Annotated in this window: 22 protein-coding genes, 1 pseudogene and 1 riboswitch; of the genes and pseudogenes, 20 read left to right on the top strand and 3 right to left on the bottom strand. The window is 44.3% G+C overall.

What is annotated here, in order from left to right; genetic code table 11:
- From cdiI to FA954_RS13010, 9 genes are all read left to right on the top strand, one after another.
- Complete coding sequence (gene cdiI / locus FA954_RS13050) at positions 1 to 393, top strand: ribonuclease toxin immunity protein CdiI (protein WP_037996384.1); 393 nt, start codon at positions 1 to 3, stop codon at positions 391 to 393.
- 333 nt (positions 394 to 726) lie between these two features.
- The gene (locus FA954_RS13045; RefSeq protein WP_037996385.1) at positions 727 to 966 is read left to right on the top strand and encodes a bacteriocin immunity protein; all 240 of its coding nucleotides are present in this window, start codon (positions 727 to 729) and stop codon (positions 964 to 966) included.
- A gap of 700 nt (positions 967 to 1,666) precedes the next feature.
- Positions 1,667 to 2,089 carry a hypothetical protein gene (locus FA954_RS13040; protein WP_121873911.1) on the top strand — a complete coding sequence of 141 codons (423 nt, stop codon included), beginning with the start codon at positions 1,667 to 1,669 and terminating at the stop codon, positions 2,087 to 2,089.
- 89 nt (positions 2,090 to 2,178) lie between these two features.
- Positions 2,179 to 2,547 (top strand): tetratricopeptide repeat protein, encoded by a 369-nt coding sequence (locus FA954_RS13035; protein WP_138615188.1) that lies wholly within the window; start codon positions 2,179 to 2,181, stop codon positions 2,545 to 2,547.
- Between the two features lie 102 nt (positions 2,548 to 2,649).
- Entirely contained in the window at positions 2,650 to 3,285 is a 636-nt protein-coding gene (locus tag FA954_RS13030; protein WP_052186776.1) for a DUF4241 domain-containing protein, read from the top strand.
- A 502-nt stretch (positions 3,286 to 3,787) separates the two neighbouring features.
- Positions 3,788 to 4,210 (top strand): hypothetical protein, encoded by a 423-nt coding sequence (locus FA954_RS13025; RefSeq protein WP_037996393.1) that lies wholly within the window; start codon positions 3,788 to 3,790, stop codon positions 4,208 to 4,210.
- Between the two features lie 38 nt (positions 4,211 to 4,248).
- Complete coding sequence (locus FA954_RS13020; protein ID WP_138615187.1) at positions 4,249 to 4,818, top strand: hypothetical protein; 570 nt, start codon at positions 4,249 to 4,251, stop codon at positions 4,816 to 4,818.
- The gene (locus FA954_RS13015; RefSeq protein WP_121873914.1) at positions 4,806 to 5,333 is read left to right on the top strand and encodes a hypothetical protein; all 528 of its coding nucleotides are present in this window, start codon (positions 4,806 to 4,808) and stop codon (positions 5,331 to 5,333) included. The genes FA954_RS13020 and FA954_RS13015 overlap by 13 nt, the downstream gene beginning before the upstream one ends.
- Positions 5,334 to 5,692: 359 nt before the next feature.
- Positions 5,693 to 6,316 (top strand): DMT family transporter, encoded by a 624-nt coding sequence (locus FA954_RS13010; RefSeq protein WP_138615186.1) that lies wholly within the window; start codon positions 5,693 to 5,695, stop codon positions 6,314 to 6,316.
- A 42-nt stretch (positions 6,317 to 6,358) separates the two neighbouring features.
- On the opposite strand, the gene FA954_RS13005 is transcribed toward FA954_RS13010, so the two are convergent.
- Both FA954_RS13005 and FA954_RS13765 read right to left on the bottom strand, forming a co-directional pair.
- Positions 6,359 to 7,153 carry an SDR family NAD(P)-dependent oxidoreductase gene (locus FA954_RS13005; protein ID WP_131470861.1) on the bottom strand — a complete coding sequence of 265 codons (795 nt, stop codon included), beginning with the start codon at positions 7,151 to 7,153 and terminating at the stop codon, positions 6,359 to 6,361.
- A 29-nt stretch (positions 7,154 to 7,182) separates the two neighbouring features.
- Positions 7,183 to 7,329: a hypothetical protein gene (locus tag FA954_RS13765; protein WP_156473352.1), complete on the bottom strand. Its 147-nt coding sequence runs from the start codon at positions 7,327 to 7,329 to the stop codon at positions 7,183 to 7,185.
- Positions 7,330 to 7,684: 355 nt separating this feature from the next.
- On the opposite strand from FA954_RS13765, the pseudogene FA954_RS13925 reads away from it, so the two are divergent.
- The 8 genes and pseudogenes from FA954_RS13925 (at position 7,685) to FA954_RS12970 (ending at position 14,178) form a co-directional block, all read left to right on the top strand.
- A pseudogene (locus FA954_RS13925) lies at positions 7,685 to 7,980 on the top strand (winged helix-turn-helix transcriptional regulator).
- 118 nt (positions 7,981 to 8,098) lie between these two features.
- Complete coding sequence (locus FA954_RS12995) at positions 8,099 to 8,521, top strand: hypothetical protein (protein WP_037996486.1); 423 nt, start codon at positions 8,099 to 8,101, stop codon at positions 8,519 to 8,521.
- A gap of 158 nt (positions 8,522 to 8,679) precedes the next feature.
- Positions 8,680 to 9,942: a GntP family permease gene (locus tag FA954_RS12990; RefSeq protein WP_037996400.1), complete on the top strand. Its 1,263-nt coding sequence runs from the start codon at positions 8,680 to 8,682 to the stop codon at positions 9,940 to 9,942.
- A 22-nt stretch (positions 9,943 to 9,964) separates the two neighbouring features.
- Complete coding sequence (locus FA954_RS12985) at positions 9,965 to 11,122, top strand: glycerate kinase (protein ID WP_037996401.1); 1,158 nt, start codon at positions 9,965 to 9,967, stop codon at positions 11,120 to 11,122.
- 559 nt (positions 11,123 to 11,681) lie between these two features.
- A complete protein-coding gene (locus FA954_RS12980) occupies positions 11,682 to 12,668 on the top strand; it encodes a polymorphic toxin type 17 domain-containing protein (RefSeq protein ID WP_231564619.1) in 987 nt (328 codons plus the stop codon).
- Between the two features lie 11 nt (positions 12,669 to 12,679).
- The gene (locus tag FA954_RS13920; protein WP_206760072.1) at positions 12,680 to 13,021 is read left to right on the top strand and encodes a hypothetical protein; all 342 of its coding nucleotides are present in this window, start codon (positions 12,680 to 12,682) and stop codon (positions 13,019 to 13,021) included.
- Between the two features lie 567 nt (positions 13,022 to 13,588).
- Positions 13,589 to 13,786: a hypothetical protein gene (locus tag FA954_RS13915; protein WP_052186782.1), complete on the top strand. Its 198-nt coding sequence runs from the start codon at positions 13,589 to 13,591 to the stop codon at positions 13,784 to 13,786.
- A complete protein-coding gene (locus FA954_RS12970) occupies positions 13,750 to 14,178 on the top strand; it encodes a hypothetical protein (protein WP_231564620.1) in 429 nt (142 codons plus the stop codon). The genes FA954_RS13915 and FA954_RS12970 overlap by 37 nt, the downstream gene beginning before the upstream one ends.
- A 346-nt stretch (positions 14,179 to 14,524) precedes the next feature.
- On the opposite strand, the gene namA is transcribed toward FA954_RS12970, so the two are convergent.
- Positions 14,525 to 15,547, bottom strand: coding sequence for an NADPH dehydrogenase NamA (gene namA, locus FA954_RS12965; RefSeq protein WP_037996404.1), 1,023 nt, complete (start codon positions 15,545 to 15,547; stop codon positions 14,525 to 14,527).
- A gap of 172 nt (positions 15,548 to 15,719) precedes the next feature.
- Positions 15,720 to 15,821: riboswitch (purine riboswitch) on the top strand.
- 153 nt (positions 15,822 to 15,974) lie between these two features.
- On the opposite strand from namA, the gene guaA reads away from it, so the two are divergent.
- The 3 genes from guaA to FA954_RS12950 all read left to right on the top strand — a co-directional run bounded on the left by guaA (position 15,975) and on the right by FA954_RS12950 (position 20,095).
- The gene (gene guaA / locus FA954_RS12960; RefSeq protein ID WP_037996405.1) at positions 15,975 to 17,513 is read left to right on the top strand and encodes a glutamine-hydrolyzing GMP synthase; all 1,539 of its coding nucleotides are present in this window, start codon (positions 15,975 to 15,977) and stop codon (positions 17,511 to 17,513) included.
- A gap of 31 nt (positions 17,514 to 17,544) precedes the next feature.
- Entirely contained in the window at positions 17,545 to 18,852 is a 1,308-nt protein-coding gene (locus FA954_RS12955; protein WP_175413225.1) for an NCS2 family permease, read from the top strand.
- Between the two features lie 97 nt (positions 18,853 to 18,949).
- Positions 18,950 to 20,095, top strand: a complete 1,146-nt coding sequence (locus tag FA954_RS12950; protein ID WP_138615184.1) for a peptidase MA family metallohydrolase — start codon at positions 18,950 to 18,952, stop codon at positions 20,093 to 20,095.
- The last annotated feature ends 65 nt before the right edge of the window (positions 20,096 to 20,160 follow it).

Below are 20,160 nucleotides of genomic sequence, written 5' to 3'. Positions count from 1 at the left end.
ATGTGCAATTTTGAAGAAGAAACTTATAAAGTCATGGAAACGATAGAAGAAAAAGAATTATGTATCAGCATTTTTTTTAGTTTGGTTGGAAATTTTAATTTTGTGGATTGTTTAAACAACTTTAAAAACAAAAGAGGTTTTGGTATAGAAGAAGTGATGATTTTATTTCGGCAAAGTTTTGATGAATGGGAACGTTTCCGTTGTCAAGAAAATGAAGTTGCTCTGGTCATGTATTATCCGGCTGCTGAGGAAGATACCATCGGATACATGGACTTTAAGGAATTTTATCCTTATGTGTATAAACGTGCACAAGAGTATATTTCAAGTCACCCGAAAAGAAAAGAAGAAGTGACCCGACTGTTAAAGGAAATCAAGGAAAGCTGGGGAATATAAGATTAAGCATAAGGTTGTCGAAGATGACAATGCCCCTTGGCTTTTTAAAATTGCTATAAAGAAAAATAAACAGAGCCCCCAACTGCATGTGCAGTGTTGGGGGGTTTTGTTTGAACAAAAGTGAATTTGAATCCAAGGAGAAAATGAAGTAAAACCAAAAACAACTGGCGGAAAGGAAGAAGTTTGCTTGAAAAACTGCCCGCCCCCGTACAAAAAGTGTTTACCAAAGACTTTTGAAAAAATGCCGCCAGCACTCTTTCCCGAAAGTTAAATATCAATTGGAAGAACGCGGCAATTACCGCTTTGGGCGCTAAGAAGAGGGGGGAGATTACAATGGACAAATTCATCAAATCAAAAGAAGAATTAATAGTTACAGTTAGAAAGCTAATCAATGTAGAATTCTCTGAAGAAGAAGAGACTGAGATTTTGTCATTATTGGAAAAATCAGTACCTGATTTTAAAGAATTAATGAGGTTGATTTATTGGAGTGATAATAAACTTACTCCAGAAGAAATCGTTGAAAAGGTACTAAGATATCAGCCAATTATTATACCTCCGCCAAGTGATGATTAATAGTATTTGGATTTTGGAGTCATTTTGAGAGAATGACTCCTATTATGACCCTAAAATTTATTTGGTTGATCAAATGATTTAATTTGAAAAATAGGATATGCTGATTTAGCAAGAATGTCATGTCCAATCCCTTGTCATGAGCGGTTGGCCAAGTATAATGGGGGTCAGGTGATTATGATGTATGAGTATATGATTTTATGGTGTAGCTGACAAATCGTTGCGGGCAGTTAAAAACGATTTGGAAAAAGCCTTAAAAATTCAATTCGAGTATCGTGAAAGCAGTTATTGAGAGATGAGTACTATAAAGCGGAACTTGGGGAGGATCAAAATTTATTACAATTATGTGGATGAGGATTGGGAGGAAAGAAATTTCAGAGAATATTCCGTCTTGATCAGACTGAATAAACTGAAGAATCTTCCAGAGGTCATGAAAAAAATGAAGGAACATGTTCCTTATGCAAGACTCATCAGGAAGATTGAGCTGATTCCCCAGACCCGCAGAAAAGAATACTTGTTTATTTAAGAAAAGCCAATACTTATACTGGACAAAGAATATAAGAAATGATCGCGATGACAAGGAATTTAAGATCATTTGCTGTTGGGAAGAGAGATGGATCGTTATTTAAAGAAATAGTTCTTGGAAAATGAACAAGGTTTGGCTATACAAGAAAGAGGTTCATGAAAGATCAGGAGGGAAACAATGAACCGATTATTTCAATATTGGTTGATGGAAATGGGAGACAGGCTCGATGAATTGATTGAAGAAATGCCTGCACAATTGATGCTTGATTATAGTCCGGAATCACTACTTCGGTTAGAAGAGTGGATTTTAAAAACATATCCCACAGTGGGAGATATTCTGAAGGAAACTGAAAAAAGAAAGTTAGATTCTTTAGCACGATACGTAGGGCAAGTATATCGAAAAAATTTAAATGGCAAGTGGAAACTTTTTTTAGATGATCCGGATAATGTGTACTACGAATTACCGGTTATTCTGATTTCAGGATTGGATCCAATTTGCCCATTGACTGAGGTAACAGCCTGTGTAGATCGACGAAAAGGAGATTATATATATGGTTTATTTCAAAAAAAAGCAAAACGAATAAGTGATGGCATTAATTAAATTGGATAAGGAAAAGGGAATACACTGATCGAATCAGGCCGGTGAAAAAAAGTGATTGATCTTGGATTTTCTTAATGAGTGAGTTTGAAATGAATTCATCTTTAGCGGAGAAGATCACCAAATTAAATGAAGAAGGTGTCCATGAAGAAGAAATTGAAAGATTTTTGGATCAGCATTTAATAAAATACCCGGATGATGTGGAAGCATGGGTCCGGTTGGGTGTATTGGTTTTCGAGCCACCTATTGGGGATTTTGAGAAAAGCATCAATTGCTTAAGAAAGGCTGTCGAAGTGAAACCGGACTGTTTGGAAGCCCTTTTGATTTTGATGCGAATGCAGAATTACATTTATCGTGAGATTGACGAAGATCTATACAAATTACTTCATAAAAAATCAAAAAGAAAAAGCCAAATCACATTTTTTAAAAGGAATGTAAAAGAAAAAAAGAAGCCGGGATAAGTAAGGGTTTCGGAGATTTTTTATGGTAAAGAGGGACTGCGGGTGGGAAGTATAATTTCAAGTTTGCTTAGTGGTAATGATTGGTAGAAAGGATTGAGTTTGATGAAAATCAAGGTGCCGGATTTTTGCTACTTTTTTCAAGATGATGTGATATTTGAGACAAGTATAGGAAAAGGAAAAACCAAAAACATTAACATAGGAACATTAAACCTGCCTTCAGGTAAAATTGTTGCATGTGATCCTTTTTTACCCGACACAGATCCATTTGTTAAAGAAATTCCTTCAGGAAATTACCCTGTGATATTAAATATTGTTCATTATGTCGATGATGGTGACGAACGAATAGGAGCTGCAAAAATCAAATTCAAAAACAGCCGGGCCATTCGTTGGGAAATGGCATTATTAGATGGACAAGATTTAAGCAAATTGGAAGAAGATGAGATCTATGGGTATCCGGTGAATAGTGGCACGGGCAGTTTTGCAGACCAAGAAACTTTTCGAAAATATATTAGCATTTTGGATGACAACCCGCAGTATGAAGATCTCCTTTTGGCAGAAATGGAGAAAAATTATGCACCTACAAGAGATTGGTGTAATTTTGAAATAGACTCATCGCTGAATATCATTGCTTTTAAAAGCGGATTGGGTGATGGGTTTTATCCTTCTTATTGGGGATATGATGAGAATAATGAGGTTTGCTGTTTGGTAACAGATTTTGGACTATTTGTAGATGAATAATAAAGGTAAATTCATTAATCCGAACTGCATAACGAAAAGCAGTTCGGATTTTTGTCACAAGGAGCGGAGCAGTGCATGAATGAAGATTTTGGCGGATTTTATCACTCTTGGTACGTAGAAAGAGCAGTCGTCCAATAACTATGAAATGTACATATACAACTACAGAAGGAGAGGAAATTATCACTTTCATTCTAACGGAACATATAAGCTTACACCAAGTTACTTTGGACGGCAGGGAGAGGAAAGAGTGGTTGAAATCAAATATTGAATCATCGAAGACTTGGATGAACTGAAAGCGTTCGACCGATACCGCTTTGATGATTGGAGAAATCGAGGGATTCGATTGAACGATAAAGCTTATAATGACGAAACTTACCATGAAAACGGGCTACGTTTGGGTGAAGAAGGATGGGAACTGATCAATGTCTGGTTTAGCTCCCGGCAATCAAGATAATCGTATTTCTCTGGATTTAGGCCGTTTTTTTAATTGGAGGGGAATTGAGTGAAACAATCAACACGTTTTGATGAAAAAGAATACATTTTAATTAGTTTAAAGCCACAGTTTTATGAACTGATTATGGCAGGGAAGAAAAAGCATGAATTCAGAAACCGGTTCCCAAACAAGAAAATAAATGCTTTTATTTATGTTACAAAGCCAATTGGTGCAATAAAAGCCTTGCTTGAGTTGGATGAACCCATCTGGGAGCCAAAAGATTTGGTCGGTCATGAAGGTGTTGGTGTCCAAGAATTTATTCATGGACAAAAACCGGGGAGAATGGCTCTGCCAATTAAAAATATACACCCGTTGAAGAAAGAGGTTGATTTGACAATTTTGAAGAATGAATTTAATACTTCTGCTCCGCAATCCTATATTTATCTGCATAAGAAACCTGAATTATTAAATTATCTTTTGTCGCTGGTTTAATGTTTTTTGTTTCTCACACAGCAAGGATGTGAAAAGCAGTGGTTGAAATTAAATATCGAATTATCGAAGACTTTGATGAACTGAAAACATTGGACCGATACCAATTTGATGACTGGGGAGAAATCGAAGGTTTTTTTATGATTCGGTTTAACGATAAAGCTTATAATGACGAAACTTACCATGAAAATGAACTTCGTCCTGGTGAAGAAGGATGGGATCTAATAACGATTTGGTTTTGTCATTTGTTGAAAGCTGTGCAACTCTTGGAAGGGCATGATTACGTGGCGGTGAGTGATATTGATGCATTGGAGGTATTCATCGAATTTAAAAGAGAAAAGCAAACGAACCATCTCTATGCAGGGGCCATTTTCGTTCCGTCAGAAAAACTATCTGATATTCGTGAAACGGTCGTCACCAAACCATTACCATATTATAAATATGAATTTGTAAATGAAAAAATCACTTATGAAGAATTGAAAGAAGAAGCGATAAACAAATGCCAACAATATGTTCAGGAATGGGAACACATTAATCCGGAGCTGATATTGGCAGGGGAAGAGTGGGCCAATTTTATCCTGAAGAGTAGGTGGATTAATTGTTCTATGTAAATTCGTTGATTCTAAAGCCTGGAAAAGAGATCACTGATTTAAAACAGTTAAAGCAAAAGAGAAATGATTACTTTGTGGCAATCGGCAATGCGGATGAGTTAATCGGGATGAAAAGTGAGATCGATTTCCATTATATTCATGGCGCCATTGAATTGATTGATTTGGATTCGGATCAGATTTTGTTGGATGTGGATGCATGGGATTTGGTTGACCAATTGTGGGGGTATCTTCTCGATGTGATGGAACAGGTGGTAAAAACCGGGGAAGGAGAAACGTTATTTCCGGATCAACCCGTCAAGCTGTCCATTCAATCGATTTCAAAGGATTGGGTCCTTTACCGGTTGCAAGCCAATGACAAAGTGGAAGCTGTCTTGCCGAAAAAAGCTTTTTTGGAAGCATTGTTGGATGGGGCAGAGATGTTTTTTCAAACGATGACAGAATGTTTTAAGGAGCAATGTGATTATCAATACGAATTGAACCAAATTCATACTTTGCGAGGGATTTTGAATCAGTGAAGGGCGGGCAGTGCGCAAAAAGCACTGCTTCTTTTTACAGGTTGCCGGTAAGGAAATATTTTTGGATTCTATGACCTTAATGAGGTGAGTGAAGGTGAAAAAGAATATTCCATTGCAACCTCTCCCTTTACAAGCGTTAAACAGTTGGAAATGGGTTTTGCCAGTCAGTTTTATCTTGACATGGAGCAGTGGAGCAATTTTCGTCAAACTCGGTTTGGAGTATGCCAATCCTTTCACATTTGTGTTTCTTCGTTTTCTTTTATCAACGGCATTACTCTGGGGCATTTGTTTGATGAGCCGATTCATTTACCCGAAAACGATAAAAAGAATGGGGGTACATTATAGTTACGGGGCTTCTGTTGCAAGCCGGATACCAAATTTTTTATTTTTTTGCACTGGATCAACACATGTCTCCGGGAATGTTGGCAATTATTTTGGGTGCACAACCAATCATTACAGCTTTTTTGGGGGAAAACAAAACCAAGTGGTTTGGGCTTTTTTTAGGGTTAAGCGGATTGATTTTGGTTGTTTTTGATAATATCACAAAGCCAAACTTCACTTTATATGGCTTAATCAGCGCCATTTTGTGCTTGGTCTGTATCGCAACCGGTACATTTATGCAAAAGCAAATTCATATCAGTCAGCCGGTCAACATGGCCATTCAATATTCCGGAGGTATTTTGGTTGTTTCAATGTTTTTCCCGTTTTTTGGAGGATGGCATGTTCAATGGAACTCCACCTTTTTGATCAGTTTGTTTTGGATGGCGTTGGTGATCTCGGTTGGCGCTTCCATGATGATGTATTTTATGATCCAAAAAGGAAATCTGACAAATGTCACCAGCTTGTTGTATGCTGTCCCGCCGGTCACCGCACTGCTGGATTACATCATTTTTAAAAATCAACTGTCGTTTATGGCCGGTTTGGGAATGGTTTTTATTATTGCCGGTTTGTTTTTGATTAACCGGCAAGGAAAGATCATATGAGGGCAGTGCTGCTTTCGGACAGACTGCCCTGTATTGATGAGTTTAAAAAATGGTATGAACCAGCCCGCCGTCGATCCGGAGCGAAGCGCCATTGATGGCCGAGGAACGGGGACTGCACAAAAATGCCACAAAAGAGGCAATTTCTTCCGGGCGGATCAGCCGTTGAATCAGGGAGCTCGGCCGGTGTTCGCCCATAAACCGACGTTCCGCTTCCTCCAAAGACATGGTTTCTCCTTGGTATAGCTTTTGGATGTGTTTTTCCACGCCTTCGGTCAGCGTGGATCCGGGCATGACTGTATTGACGGTCACGTTGGTTCCCCGGGTTAATTCCGCCAAGCTTCTGGAGATCGACAGTTGCATGGTTTTGGTTGCACTGTAATGGGCCATCTCCGGAGATGGCATGATGGCAGCTTCACTGGAAATAAAGAGGATTTTTCCTTCATTTCGCTCAAGCATTCCTTTGAGGTAATGGCGGGATAAACGAAGCCCGCTTAAAATATTGGTTTCAAACAGCTTTTGCCATTCTTCATCTCCGGTTTCAAAAAAATCAGCCGGCTCGAAGATTCCGAGGTTGTTGATCAAAATATCGACTTCCGGATGCTTTTGGATGATTTCGTTGCATCCGGCTTCAGAACTCAAATCGGCAACGGCCGGTTCCAGTGATGCTTCGGGATGGGAAGATTGGATCTCTTTGATGACTTGTTGCACTTTTTCTTCCCGGCGCCCGTTAATGAGGACGGTGGCCCCTTCTTGAGCAAGCAGTCGGGCGGTTGCTTTTCCGATTCCGGAAGTGGAACCGGTCACGAGCACTTTTTTTTCCTTTAAAAAGAGGTCCATGGATCATTCCCCTTTCTTGTTTGTGTTGTTCAGACGGCGGCCAAGTTGTCGAGCCGTGCAATATCTTCGCGGGTCAGTTTCCGTTGGCTCGAGGCAACATTTTGCAACACTTGTGCTTTGTTCTTGGCGCGGGTAATCACGGTGGTTACCGCCGGTTTGGCCAAAAGCCGGTTCACGGCGTGTGCCGTCGGTTTGTGGTACAGAGCAATAGTGCGAATTTTCCCTACTTTATCAGGCTTTTGTACAGGATGTTTTTCCGGCTGCCCAAGCTCCGAAGCGAATCACAGAAGCCTTTAAGTTACTGTTTCCCAGGCTTCTTTTTTGATCCTCTCCTTGATCTTGGCTGATGATAACGGCTTGGTCCGGATGCCGAATGTTCTCGGCCGCCTTGACACTTATTATGTAACTTATACTTATTTTTTGGAAGTGCGAACTTTTTAGTGATATCGATACTTCTCGGTAACACAGGCGTTTTTGGGTAACCGTATCAAACAGAAGTAGCATTGGCGATCCGAAGGGAGGAGGATCACTGTGAAAACGGAAGAGAAATCTTATAATATCCCGGTTGAGGCGCCCTTGAAAGTGGTCAGCGGAAAATGGAAAACCGTCATCCTTTGCCATTTGACCTGGGGACCGATGCGGACCAGCAATTGAAAAGAGCCATGCCGAAGATCTCGCAAAAAATGTTGACCCAACTACTGCGCGAATTGGAAAAGGACGGTGTGATCCACCGTATTGTTTATAACCAAGTGTCTCCGAAAGAGGTTTGTGAACTCAATGAATTCGGTTGGTCAATAAAGGCGGATTTGGACCAGATGTTTGCATAGGGTGGGAGAAGAATATATCAAGTGCAAAGCAAAGAAAAAAGTGGAGAAGTAAAAAGGGATTGAACGATGCATGGATCTGATCCATCCTTTGAATAAAAAAATAGGGGAGAAAGATTTCATGGAAAGTTGGGAGCGATGGGAGCCAATCCTCGGAATTCCGGCAAGGCTGTGCAATGATTCGTTTTTGGATCATCATGAAGGGGTTCTGTTGGAGTTTAGTGATGAAAACCATGAAAGAAAGGTGAGGGTTTGGTTTGAAAATGGTGTGCTGTCTTATCGGAACACAGACGAAGGATCGCTTTTGAAAACCTGGTATCAATTGGATGAACAATATCGCGATCCTTTTTACAGCCGATGGACGATGTTTAAAGTGAAGAATTCCGCCTATTTAACATGGTTTATTGAACAAAGTATAGGAATTTATGATCCGCGAGAGGTGGAGCATTATGTTTTTATCACTCCAAACGACGTGATTGAGGTTTTATCGGAATTTCCTCCAAAGGTTCAAGTCATGGCGTGTGACTCCAAGGCAGGTGAATAATGAAACAGGCCCCATGTGTAAAAGATGGGGTTTTGCTTTGTTTTTTCAGTGGTGCTTATTTACAAAAAGCGAAATACCATGATAATCTGAAATGTTTTTATAAATGAAACCGTGTACAATGGGAATAAAACCAAGGACAGACAAGGGGATGAACAGGAATGGAAGTCAGTGCTCTTGGAGCCATGATTGCACTTGTCATGTCAGTGATTTTGATCCTTCGGAAAGTGCCGCCCGCGTACGGGATGGTGGCCGGTGCGTTGGCCGGCGGATGGATTGGCGGGGCATCTCTCCCTGACACGGTTTCATTGATGATGGAAGGAGCTGAAGGAATGATTCCGGCAACACTCCGGATTTTGGCGGCGGGGGTTCTGGCCGGAGTTTTGATGGAGTCCGGAGCGGCAACGACCATTGCCGAAAAAACGGTGGATTGGATCGGGGAGAAAAGAGCGCTGTTGGCTCTGGCCATTGCAACCATGCTGCTCACTGCGGCTGGGGTGTTCATTGATGTGGCGGTGATCACTGTGGCACCGATTGCTCTTGCCATAGCCGGCCGGGTCGGCTTTTCCAAAACAGGCGTCCTGATTGCCATGATCGGCGGCGGGAAGGCAGGCAATCTGATGTCGCCCAATCCCAACTCGATCGCAGCAGCCGAAGCATTTGACGTTTCTTTAACCTCGGTGATGGCCGCCGGGGTGATTCCGGCTGTCTTTGGCATCCTGGTGACGTACATCACGGCATGTAAGATTTCCCGCAAGGGAAGTCCGGTGTCCTTCAACGGTCTTTCGGATCCGGCCCAAACCGGGCTTCCGAAGTTGCTTCCGGCAATCGTGGCACCGCTTACGGCCATAATCTTGCTCTCGTTGCGCCCGCTGGCCGGGATTGAAATGGATCCCATGGTTGCCTTGCCGGTTGGAGGAATCACCGGGGCTCTCATCATGGGGAAAGCCAAACAGATCAATCAGTATGCCATTGCCGGACTTGAAAAAATGTCCGGGGTGGCCATCATGCTGCTTGGTACCGGAACCTTGGCGGGGATTATTTCCAACTCTCATTTGTCGGATGTGATTATTCAGGCTTTGACGGCTGCCGGGCTCCCGGCCTTTTTATTGGCGCCGTTTTCCGGGGCATTCATGTCAGCGGCGACTGCATCGACCACAGCCGGTACGGTTGCAGCGGGCAGTGTGTTTGGCGGGATGATGATGGAAATGGGCGTGGCGGGACTGGCAGCTGCGGCGATGGTGCATGCCGGTGCGACCGTTTTTGACCATATGCCGCACGGAAGCTTTTTCCATGCCACCGGAGGCAGTGTGATGATGGGAATCAAGGAACGGATGAAATTGATCCCATACGAATCTCTCATCGGGCTTATGTTAACCATCGTTTCCACCTTGATCTTCGGCGTTTTCAAGATCTTTCCGTAATTTTTAAAAAGGAAGTGGAATCATGAAAATTGTCATCGCTCCCGACTCATTCAAAGAAAGCATGTCCGCCATGGAAGCGGCCTGTGCCATTGAAAAAGGCTTCCAAAAGGTGATGCCGGATGCCGAATATGTCAAAGTCCCCATGGCCGATGGAGGGGAAGGCACCGTCCGGTCTATGGTGGATGCAACCGGCGGGGAAATCCGAAAAGAAACGGTCACCGGGCCGTTGGGAACCGAAGTGGAGGCATTTTACGGGATCACCGGGGACAGAAAAATGGCCGTGATCGAAATGGCGGCGGCTTCCGGTATTCATCTGGTTCCGAAAGAGAAGCGAAACCCGCTTGTGACCACGACAAAAGGAACGGGGGAATTGATCCGGGCCGCATTGGACCAAGGGGTGAAACGGATTGTGATCGGCATCGGCGGCAGTGCGACCAATGACGGAGGGGCCGGCATGGCCCAAGCACTGGGAGCCAAATTGTTGGACAAGGACGGAAATCCGCTGGGGGTTGGCGGCGGGGAACTAAGCAAGCTTGATTCAATTGATCTGAGCCAGCTGGACCCCCGGTTAAAAGAAGTGCACATTGAAGTTGCATGCGATGTGGATCATCCGTTGACCGGAGAGCGGGGAGCTTCCGCCGTGTTCGGGCCGCAAAAAGGAGCGACCCCGGAAATGGTGGCCATCCTGGATGCCAACTTGGCCCGTTATGCGCAAGTGGTAAAGGAAACACTGGGAATCGATGTTGACCCGATCCCCGGAGCGGGAGCCGCGGGGGGACTGGGCGCCGGACTGGTTGCTTTTTTGGGCGCTTCGTTAAAGCGCGGGGTCGATGTGGTGGCTGAAGCGGTGCAACTGGATAAACACATGGTCCAAGCTTCCCTGGTCATCACCGGCGAAGGCAAAATCGATGGCCAAACCATCCATGGAAAAACCCCTGTCGGCGTTGCCAAACGAGCCAAAAAATACGGAATCCCCGTGATCGGTATTGCGGGAATGCTCGGGGAAAATTGTGATGCGGTGTACCGGCACGGGATCGATGCCCTTTTTTCCATTGTGCCGGGAACCGTATCGTTGGAAACGGCCCTTTTAAACGGGGAGAAGTACACTGAGCAATTGGCCGGGAACCTGGCCAGGTTAATCCGTTTGAAACAGATGGTTGATGGCACGGGGGCTGATTAAAAGTTTCCGTGCTTTTATTTTTTGGTGTAAATTGATTATTCCAAGTGATTAAGATGTTTACGTTCGGAAGTAAAATTTTTTTAGATATTTTTTAGAATATTGAAATGATCTTGAAAAAAGAACTTACATTCGGTATCCTTTTAATGCTATAAAAAAATTGAAGGGAACCAAAGATCAACAACGAAAAGGTTTCACGGGAGGTTTTGACAGCGTGAACAGGTTTTTGCGCTCGTTTTTTGCCCTTCTGATTCTGTTGGCCGGGTCATTCGCATTGGTTGGCGGCACGGGTTATGCCGAACCCGGGGGATTTGATGTTCCCAAGGTGAATGAAGATTTCGATCAGTTTGAACACACTCCCGCGCCGCAAAAGCAACAACCGATCCATAACACAGAAGTGCAGGCTGAAGAAAAAGGATTCTGGGACAAGACGACCGAATTTTTTAAAGACGGCTGGGAGTGGGTCAGCGAGAAAGGTTCAGAGTTCATCCATTGGACCAAGGAAAAAGTAGCGGATTTCTTGGAAGCATTTGAGAAAATCTTGTCCTTGTTAACGTCGGTTGTGATTGTGGTCGGCAGCTTCTTTAAAGGATTGGGTAAATCCCTTTGGGATGCCCTCAAAGGGATCGTTGATATCATAGCACATCCCATTGAAACATTAAAAAATTTGTTTTATGCGATTGCCCATCCGATTGATACCATCAAAGCAATTTGGCAATCCGTTTCCGAATCGTTTATACGTGATGTGATCCACGGGGATGCCAAAAGCCGTGCAGAATGGTTTGGCTATGCGCTTGGAGAAATTGTCTTGGCTGTGGTGGGAACCAAAGGTGCGGACAAAGTCGGCAAAATGGCAAGGGCAAGCAAATTGGCGAGAAAAGGAAGCGGTTTGCTTGAAAAACTGCCCGCCCCCGTACAAAAAGTACAAAAAGTGTTTACCAAAGACTTTTGGAAAAATGCAGCCAGTACTCTTTCCCGAAAGTTAAATATCAATTGGAAGAACGCGGCAATTACCGGTGTAACCGGAACGGCTCTCACAGTGCTTGGATATTTTGGAATCCCCAAAATTGCCCCTGCGGCCATGAAGGTATACAAAAAGCTGGATTGCCTGGTTTATGAACAACCGGCAGACAGCTATGTGGCCATGATGCTGTTGCCAAGTGGTAAGAGTTGTGGAGATAAAGGGATTTCAAATACCGAATCAAAGACTGCTGACCCTTATGGTGGATATTATCAAAGGAAACAACAGAGAACCGAGGAATATCAAAAGAATATTACAAACCCTATAACCAAGGCGCAATTACCCAAAAAAGGAAAATTCAGATTTATTCCAGGAAAGGAAGTTAAGTATGATAAAAAGTTGGGAGGATATGTAGATAGATTTGGCAATGTGTGGAAAAAAGGGCCCTATCATGGAGATCCCAATAAAGACTTTGATTTTGAATGGGATGTACAACTCTCAGAAAAAGGGTTGAAAAAATGGGGGCAATATACCAAAAATAATAAAAAGTATATCAATGTAACACCAGACGGTGAAATTTCACATTAACGGAGGGGAATATGTTTCAGTTAAGTTTATTTATGGATTGTCAGAGTGAAGATGAAGCACTGATTGTATTAAACGATATAATGAAAAAAATTGAAAATTATGTTGACTCATATCATATTGTTGAAAACGAACCCTATTGGAAAGTTGATGGTTGGTTTAAAATTACATGCAATGTTGAAACTTCAAGTGTTCTGGATCACCAAAAAGCAGAGGTCATACTTAATAAAATTTCAAACAAGTGGTCTTGGGATAAAGGAAGGATTTCTGCAGTTTCTAGTGCAAATAAAATGGGAGCAGTCTTTTGTAATACAAAACTGCGATTTTGCAATTGTTGGTTTGAAGACTTTGAATAACATTTACATTATTTCTATAGAAACTGAGATATTAGTGTTAAGAATTAAAGAATTAAGATGTATTAAGCAAAATGATCGATCCAGCAAATTAGCAGGATGAATTATTTGAAAGAATGTAACAAAAACTGAAGGGTAACTTTTCCGCATATTATTGTTATCTTTTGCAGGGGGATAACATAATAAAAAGATATATTGATTGATGTTACAAGAATTAAAAACAGGAAAATATATTGATTGGATTAGAAGGGCAGTCATTTCAGGACTGTCCTTTAATATTGTAACCTTAGCAAAAAATACCCGCTAGTGCGTGGATGACAAGTGGTTATATTAATTTTTTCTTCCTATATATTCAAGAAGTGGAGAATCATATCCAACGCTTTATGTAATGGTTTACCTTTTGAATCTCTGGAAAATAATAAAAATGCGCGGCTTTACATATGGTTCGAACCATTTTAGGGTTCAGGTAAAGTTGGTGTTACAGGAACCCGAAAACCGGGGAATGGACCGTGTAAGATGGGGGGGTTCGGTAAAGGAAATAACCGGGATCAGATGAGGAGGCAGAGGCGAATGGAACGTTTGTTTATCGCGGACAAAAAAGAGTTTGCGGAATCAAAGAAATGGGTTGATCATGTGTTCAACACGGAGCAGGAATTGCCGGAGAAGGTTTTTCAAGAATCGTTCCACGGGTTCAAGTTTGAAGAATTTGATTGGGCGATGGGTGAAGCGTTTTGGCCTGTCCTTCAGGATTTGTGCCGAAAATTCTGATGGGCGTTTTGAATCCGGATCCGGTCCGCTATTATTATAAAGCGTTTGGCCGTTTTTCCTGGGCGAAACTGCCGGTGGATTTATCAGCGGATGAATATTTTTCTGTACTGGCGCATGGACCTGCAAAAAGTCCTGCGGATGCAATCCTGTATCACTCTTATACTGTCGTGTGGGTGCCTCCGTCCGGAAAGTGGGAAATCTGGGGAGAAAGGGATATGGGGGTATGTGTGTTGGGATTTCGCGATGAGAAAGACCGATGGCATCGTCTGCCTTTCTTAAACCATTGGCATCCAATCAATGCGACGGTTTTTTCATGGATGAGTTTGAACTTTTCCCAACAACAACTTCCGGAAGCGTTTGTTAAAAAAATGAAATTGAACTACCCGGTATGAGAGGGGACTGACCATCCTTTTAAGAAGAGAAGAGGTTTTATCTTGTCTTTTTGCCGTTGCAAACTTGATGATATCGTATCTGTATATCAAAACATAAATATTTATTACAGAGAGAAAGATAGATGATTGATATTGCAATGAAAGCGGATCGAATTTGATATATTGCAAATTGGACAGAAATTGACAGGAATCCATGAGCGTTTTGCCTTGTCGTTCGTTGTGTGGGAAATAGGTGTGTATTTGCATGATCCGGAGGTGATCAGCAAGCTTGCCGACCGTTTTCACCTGTTTTATGCAACGTTAATCATTTTCAAAAAAAAAGAGGGGACCAACCCCTCCTCTTTTTTTATTTATAAGCCATCCGGTATTGTTCGGGACCGAAATAGGAAACATCACGGTTTCCTGCGGCATCCAGCACCCAGAAGGGATTGCGGAGCAATTCGCGTCCCAAGAAGACCAAATCGGCCCGTTCATTTCCCAGAATATCTTCCGCTTGTTCCGGTGTGGTGACAAGGCCGACGGCACCGGTGGCAATGCCGGCTTCTTTTTTGATCGCTTCAGCATAAGGAACCTGATAACCCGGATGGATTTTGTCGGGTGCCACGGGCAGGGTTCCCCCGGAAGAAACATCGATGAGATCGACGCCCCATTTTTTCAGTTTGCGTGCCAAGGCAATGCTGTCTTCGATTTGGATCCCGTCCGGATGATGGTCCACTGCGGAGATGCGGACATAAAGCGGACGATCCGTTCCCCATGTTTCCTGAACGGCTTGAATCACTTCTTTGAGAAAGCGGGAACGGCCGTCCAGGTCTCCGCCGTATTCATCTGTGCGTTGATTGCTGAGCGGGGATAAAAACTCGTTGATCAGATAGCCGTGAGCGGCATGGATTTCTACGATGTCAAACCCGATTTCTTTTGCACGGCGGGCAGCATCGGCAAAGGACTGGACCACGGTTTTTATGTCTTCAGTGGTCATTTCATTCGGTGTTTTGCTTTTATCGTCAAAGGCAATGGCACTGGGGGCAATGATGGGCTCATCGACCTCGGCTTTCCGGCCGGCGTGGGCGAGTTGGATGGCGGTTTTGACACCCTGGCTGTGGGCAAAGTCCACAATCTCTTTCAACCCTTCCTTTTGCCCGTCGTTCCACAGTCCCAAGTCACGGGAGCTGATCCGTCCGCGGCTTTCCACGGCCGTTGCTTCGATCATGATCAAACCCACTTTTCCCAGTGAACGGGTGCCGTAATGGACACGGTGAAAATCAGTGACTTTTCCATCTTCGCCAGCGGAATACATGCACATGGGCGACATCACGATGCGGTTGGGCAGTGTGACATTTTTTTGCGTGAATGTTTGAAAGATCGAGGACATCTCTGTTCACCTTCTTACCTTCTTTTTTTATTGTTACTTACTAAAAATTATTATACATGTTTAATAGTTGATTCGCTATATCCATTATGGATTTGTGCAAGAATAGATAAAACCAAAGGGATGAAACATAAAACTGTTGACCGCATTAAAACGGCTTGTTATGATTATGATGATTTTTGGCTAAGACTTTTGCCGTATATGTTTGGGAATAGGGCCCGAACGTTTCTACCCGGCCACCGTAAATGGCCGGACTACGGCGAATAGGTCTTCGGGAATCCTATATGTTTTCTTCATTTCATTTCCATTCATCATGAAGAATGCAAAAATATGGTGAACCGGGGTCCTGTATCGCCGTGCGGTATGGGTGTCCCGGCTTTTTTATTAAGTTTGGCAAAAGTTTATTTCGCTGGAAGAGAGGTTGCGACGTATGGAAAAACCATTGGAACGAGTTGTCGTGCTGGATTTTGGCGGACAGTACAATCAATTGATTGCCCGGAGGATCCGGGATCTTGGTGTGTTTAGTGAGCTGTTACCCGGAACCATTTCCGCCGAAAAAATCCAAGAGATGAAACCCAAAGGCATTGTTTTTTCCGGTGGGCCCTATAGCGTGTATGATGAAGACTCGCTCAAATGCGATCCCAAGATTTTTGAACTCGGCATTCCCGTTTTGGGGATCTGCTACGGGATGCAGTTGATTGCCAGCCACTTTGGGGCCAAAGTGGAAAGGGCCAAAAAACGGGAATACGGGAAGTCTGAATTGGAAGTTGTTTCCGATTCCCCGCTCTTTAAAGGTTTGGATGAAAAAGAGCTTGTTTGGATGAGCCACAGCGACGTGGTGACCGGCGCCCCGTCCGGATTCCGGGTCGACGGAAAAACGGAATCGGCTCCGGTGGCGGCAATGAGTCTTCCGGAACAAAGGATTTATGCCGTGCAATTCCATCCGGAAGTTCGCCACACGGTAAACGGAAATCAATTGATTTCCAATTTCTTGTATGAAGTTTGCGGTTGTGAAGGAAACTGGAGCATGGAATCGTTTATCGATCATGCCGTCCAAGAAATCCGCGAACGGGTTCAAGACCAAAAAGTGTTGTGCGCTTTAAGCGGAGGTGTGGATTCCTCGGTGGTTGCGGCATTGATCCACAAAGCGGTCGGAGACCAGTTGACCTGCATGTTCGTGGATCACGGTTTGTTGCGCAAAGGCGAGGCGGACAGTGTCGTGAAAACATTCGGGGAAAACTTCCAGATGAACCTGGTGAAAGTGGATGCCAAAGACCGTTTTTTGAGCAAGTTGAAAGGCGTTACCGATCCGGAACAAAAACGGAAAATCATCGGCAATGAGTTTATCCGCGTCTTTGAAGAAGAATCCGCCAAGTTCGGGGATCACCGTTTCCTCGGGCAAGGGACTTTGTACACCGATGTGGTGGAGTCCGGGACGGACACGGTTCATACGATTAAATCCCATCACAATGTCGGCGGTTTGCCGGAAGACATGAAGATGGAATTGATTGAGCCGCTCAATACGCTCTTTAAAGATGAAGTCCGGAAAGTCGGGGAAGAACTGGGACTTCCGGCTGAAATTGTCTGGCGTCAACCTTTCCCGGGACCGGGACTGGGAATTCGCGTGATTGGCGAAGTGACCGAAGAGAAATTGGAAATTGTCCGTGAAGCGGATGCCATTTTGCGGGATGAAATTCAAAAAGCCGGTTTGGACAAGGAGATCTGGCAGTATTTTGCCACTTTGCCCGACTTCAAAAGTGTGGGAGTCATGGGTGATGTCCGGACCTATGCTTACACGGTGGGGATCCGTGCCGTCACCTCGGTGGACGGGATGACTGCAGATTGGGCACGCATTCCTTATGATGTGCTGGAAAGAATTTCAAACCGCATCATCAATGAAGTCGAAGATGTAAACCGGGTGGTCTACGATATCACTTCGAAGCCGCCGTCAACCATCGAATGGGAATGATCGGGAAGGATAGGTAGAAATCATGTCAGTCATCCAACGTTTTTTCCAATTGGACGAACATAAGACCGATATGAAGACCGAAGTGCTGGCGGGCGTGACCACGTTTTTCACGATGGCGTATATTTTGCTGGTTTCCCCATCCATGATGGGGCAGGCGGGCATGGATATGGGAGCCGTTTTTGTGGCAACGGCTCTTTCCGCCGCCGTCGGCACGTTCTTGATGGGGGTGATTGCCAATTACCCCATTGCACTGGCTCCCGGATTGGGACTCATCGCGTATTTTACTTTCACGGTCGTTTTGGGAATGAAGTTGCCTTGGCAAACCGCATTGGGAGCCGTCTTTTTATCCGGAATCATCTTTTTTCTTTTGACCGTCACGAAAGTGCGTGAGCTCATCATCAACTCGATTCCCACCGGGCTGAAATATGCTGTCTCGTCCGGGATCGGGATATTTATTGCATTCATCGGCTTGAAAAATGCCAATGTCATTGTGGATTCTGAATCCACGTTTGTGATGATCAATCCGCACCTGACGGAAAAACCGGAGATTTTGCTTACCATCTTTGGTTTGTTTATCACCACGGTATTGATGGTGCGAAAAGTGAAAGGCGCGATTTTTATCGGCATGTTGATCACCGCGGTTGCGGGAATGATCACCGGTCAGGTTCAAGTGCCGGCTGACTTTTTTGCCCTGCCGCCGAGCATGGCGCCGACTTTTATGAAGCTGGATGTTCCGGCTGCTTTGGAACTCGGACTTTTTACGATTGTTTTTGCTTTTTTGTTTGTTGATTTATTTGATAATGCAGGGACGTTGGTGGGGGTGGCCAGCCAGGCCGGACTGCTGAAAGATAACAAACTGCCCCGTGCGGGGAGAGCGTTGTTTACCGATTCGGTGGCCACCATGTTGGGGGCTGTGTTCGGCACCTCCACCGTGACTTCTTATATTGAGTCTTCGGCGGGAGTGGCGACCGGAGGACGCACCGGGCTGACATCGGTTGTCACGGCGGTCTGTTTTTTGGGAGCTTTGTTTTTCTTCCCGTTGATTGAGTCGCTGGCATCCGTTTCCGCCATTACTTCGCCGGCATTGGTCATTGTGGGCGTGTTGATGGCCGGAAACCTGAAAAAGATTGAATGGGATGACCTGAGTGAAGCGATTCCGGCTTTCATCACGGTGATCTTTATGCCGTTGACCTTCAGCATTGCAACGGGAATTGCGGCCGGCTTTGTTTTTTATCCTTTGTGTAAACTGGTGGCCGGCGAAGGGAAAAAAGTGAATGTGATTGTTTATATTTTGGGGATTATCTTTGCTTTGCGGTTTATCTTTTTGGGAGCCGTCTGAGGTGATGGCCCGAAGCTTTCTCCTGTCACGGGGGAAAGCTTTTTTCTTTGCATACTTTGTCTTTTGTTTCAAAGACTAAGAGGAAAGGAGGAGAGTTATGTCTCGAAAATATGTGGTGGCAGTGATATTCTGGAGCTTGTTCCTGTTGATTTTACCGGTGCAGGGGATGGCTCAGGAATCCTGCCGGGAGCTGGAACCGGATGTCTGCCGTGCGGTTGGACAACTGATGAAACAAAAAGAGCAGGCCGTTCACAGACGGAAACTTGACCTGTTTCTCCAAACCATCGATCCCAAAAACACTTTTTACAGGCAAGAGCAAAAGCGTTGGTTTCAAGATGCGATACAAGGGATGGATCCGGATTCTTTTCATTTGAAAGTGCTGTCTGTCATGCCGGATCGGGACAAGACGGTACGCATCGTGGTGGAACAGGTTTATTCAGCCAAGGGGGAACCGGTGAGTGTCCGGTGGCCGGTCCGGTTGCGTCTGACGCCCCAAGGATGGAAAGAGTCGGACTTGGCTTTTGAACAATGGGGGGATCAAAAAATTACGGTTTATTACACGAATCCTGCATTAAAGATGAATGCGCAGATTGCTTATCATACCTTGAAAAAAGCCGCTGCCAAACTGCAAAAGCGCTTGGCATGGCAACCGCAAAAAATGGAAGTGAAGCTGTATCATGATCCTGAATGGTTTCGTCAGTCGGTGAAACCTTCATTGCCCCGGTGGGCTGGAGGATGGCATGAGGCCAATCAGTCCATCAAGTTTCTTGCCGGACACACGGCGCCGGATCAATTGGCTTCCGGAATGATCCATGAACTGGCGCACCAGGCAGTGAGCGATTTGACCAATGATAACGCCGCTTATTGGTTGCAGGAAGGGGCGGCGATGTATTATGAAGCGCATTTGATGCCGGAGCTCCATGTGAATCATCAGGTGGAATTATTGGAGAGAACATGGTCGCTTGCAGATCTGGAAAACACACCGTTGGAAAAATTGCCCGCTGAAAAAGCACACCAATATTATTTGAACAGTTATGTCCGGTACCGGCAGTTGGTCGGACAATACGGGGAGGAAGGAATCCAAAAACTCTTTGCCAGATTGAAAAAGTTCCCTTACATCGATGAGGAGAGCGAACCGAAAAGAAAGCAACTCAATCAAAGAACCCGCAAAGCATTATCGGAGGTTTTTTGTAACGGAGAAAAAAATTTTAAAAAAAGTGTTGACTTATGTCGGGGAAGGTGATAACATCGTATTTGTCGCCGCGAGAGAGCGGCAAACATAAAGCGAAATGAAGTGTTCCTTGAAAA

This window comes from Thermoactinomyces vulgaris (genome assembly GCF_005886755.1).
Lineage (GTDB): Bacteria > Bacillota > Bacilli > Thermoactinomycetales > Thermoactinomycetaceae > Thermoactinomyces > Thermoactinomyces vulgaris.
The sequence above is the reverse complement of the archived record's forward strand: the minus strand, read 5'-3'. Positions and strand labels throughout refer to the sequence as shown.

Excerpts from the sequence above, each read along its gene's own strand:
- cdiI (WP_037996384.1), top strand. The coding sequence starts at position 1 with ATGTGCAATTTTGAAGAAGAAACTTATAAAGTCATGGAAACGATAGAA.
- FA954_RS13045 (WP_037996385.1), top strand. The coding sequence starts at position 727 with ATGGACAAATTCATCAAATCAAAAGAAGAATTAATAGTTACAGTTAGA.
- FA954_RS13040 (WP_121873911.1), top strand. The coding sequence starts at position 1,667 with ATGAACCGATTATTTCAATATTGGTTGATGGAAATGGGAGACAGGCTC.
- FA954_RS13035 (WP_138615188.1), top strand. The coding sequence starts at position 2,179 with ATGAATTCATCTTTAGCGGAGAAGATCACCAAATTAAATGAAGAAGGT.
- FA954_RS13030 (WP_052186776.1), top strand. The coding sequence starts at position 2,650 with ATGAAAATCAAGGTGCCGGATTTTTGCTACTTTTTTCAAGATGATGTG.
- FA954_RS13005 (WP_131470861.1), bottom strand. The coding sequence starts at position 7,153 with ATGGACCTCTTTTTAAAGGAAAAAAAAGTGCTCGTGACCGGTTCCACT.
- FA954_RS12995 (WP_037996486.1), top strand. The coding sequence starts at position 8,099 with ATGGAAAGTTGGGAGCGATGGGAGCCAATCCTCGGAATTCCGGCAAGG.
- FA954_RS12990 (WP_037996400.1), top strand. The coding sequence starts at position 8,680 with ATGGAAGTCAGTGCTCTTGGAGCCATGATTGCACTTGTCATGTCAGTG.
- FA954_RS12985 (WP_037996401.1), top strand. The coding sequence starts at position 9,965 with ATGAAAATTGTCATCGCTCCCGACTCATTCAAAGAAAGCATGTCCGCC.
- FA954_RS13920 (WP_206760072.1), top strand. The coding sequence starts at position 12,680 with ATGTTTCAGTTAAGTTTATTTATGGATTGTCAGAGTGAAGATGAAGCA.
- FA954_RS13915 (WP_052186782.1), top strand. The coding sequence starts at position 13,589 with ATGGAACGTTTGTTTATCGCGGACAAAAAAGAGTTTGCGGAATCAAAG.
- namA (WP_037996404.1), bottom strand. The coding sequence starts at position 15,547 with ATGTCCTCGATCTTTCAAACATTCACGCAAAAAAATGTCACACTGCCC.
- guaA (WP_037996405.1), top strand. The coding sequence starts at position 15,975 with ATGGAAAAACCATTGGAACGAGTTGTCGTGCTGGATTTTGGCGGACAG.
- FA954_RS12950 (WP_138615184.1), top strand. The coding sequence starts at position 18,950 with ATGTCTCGAAAATATGTGGTGGCAGTGATATTCTGGAGCTTGTTCCTG.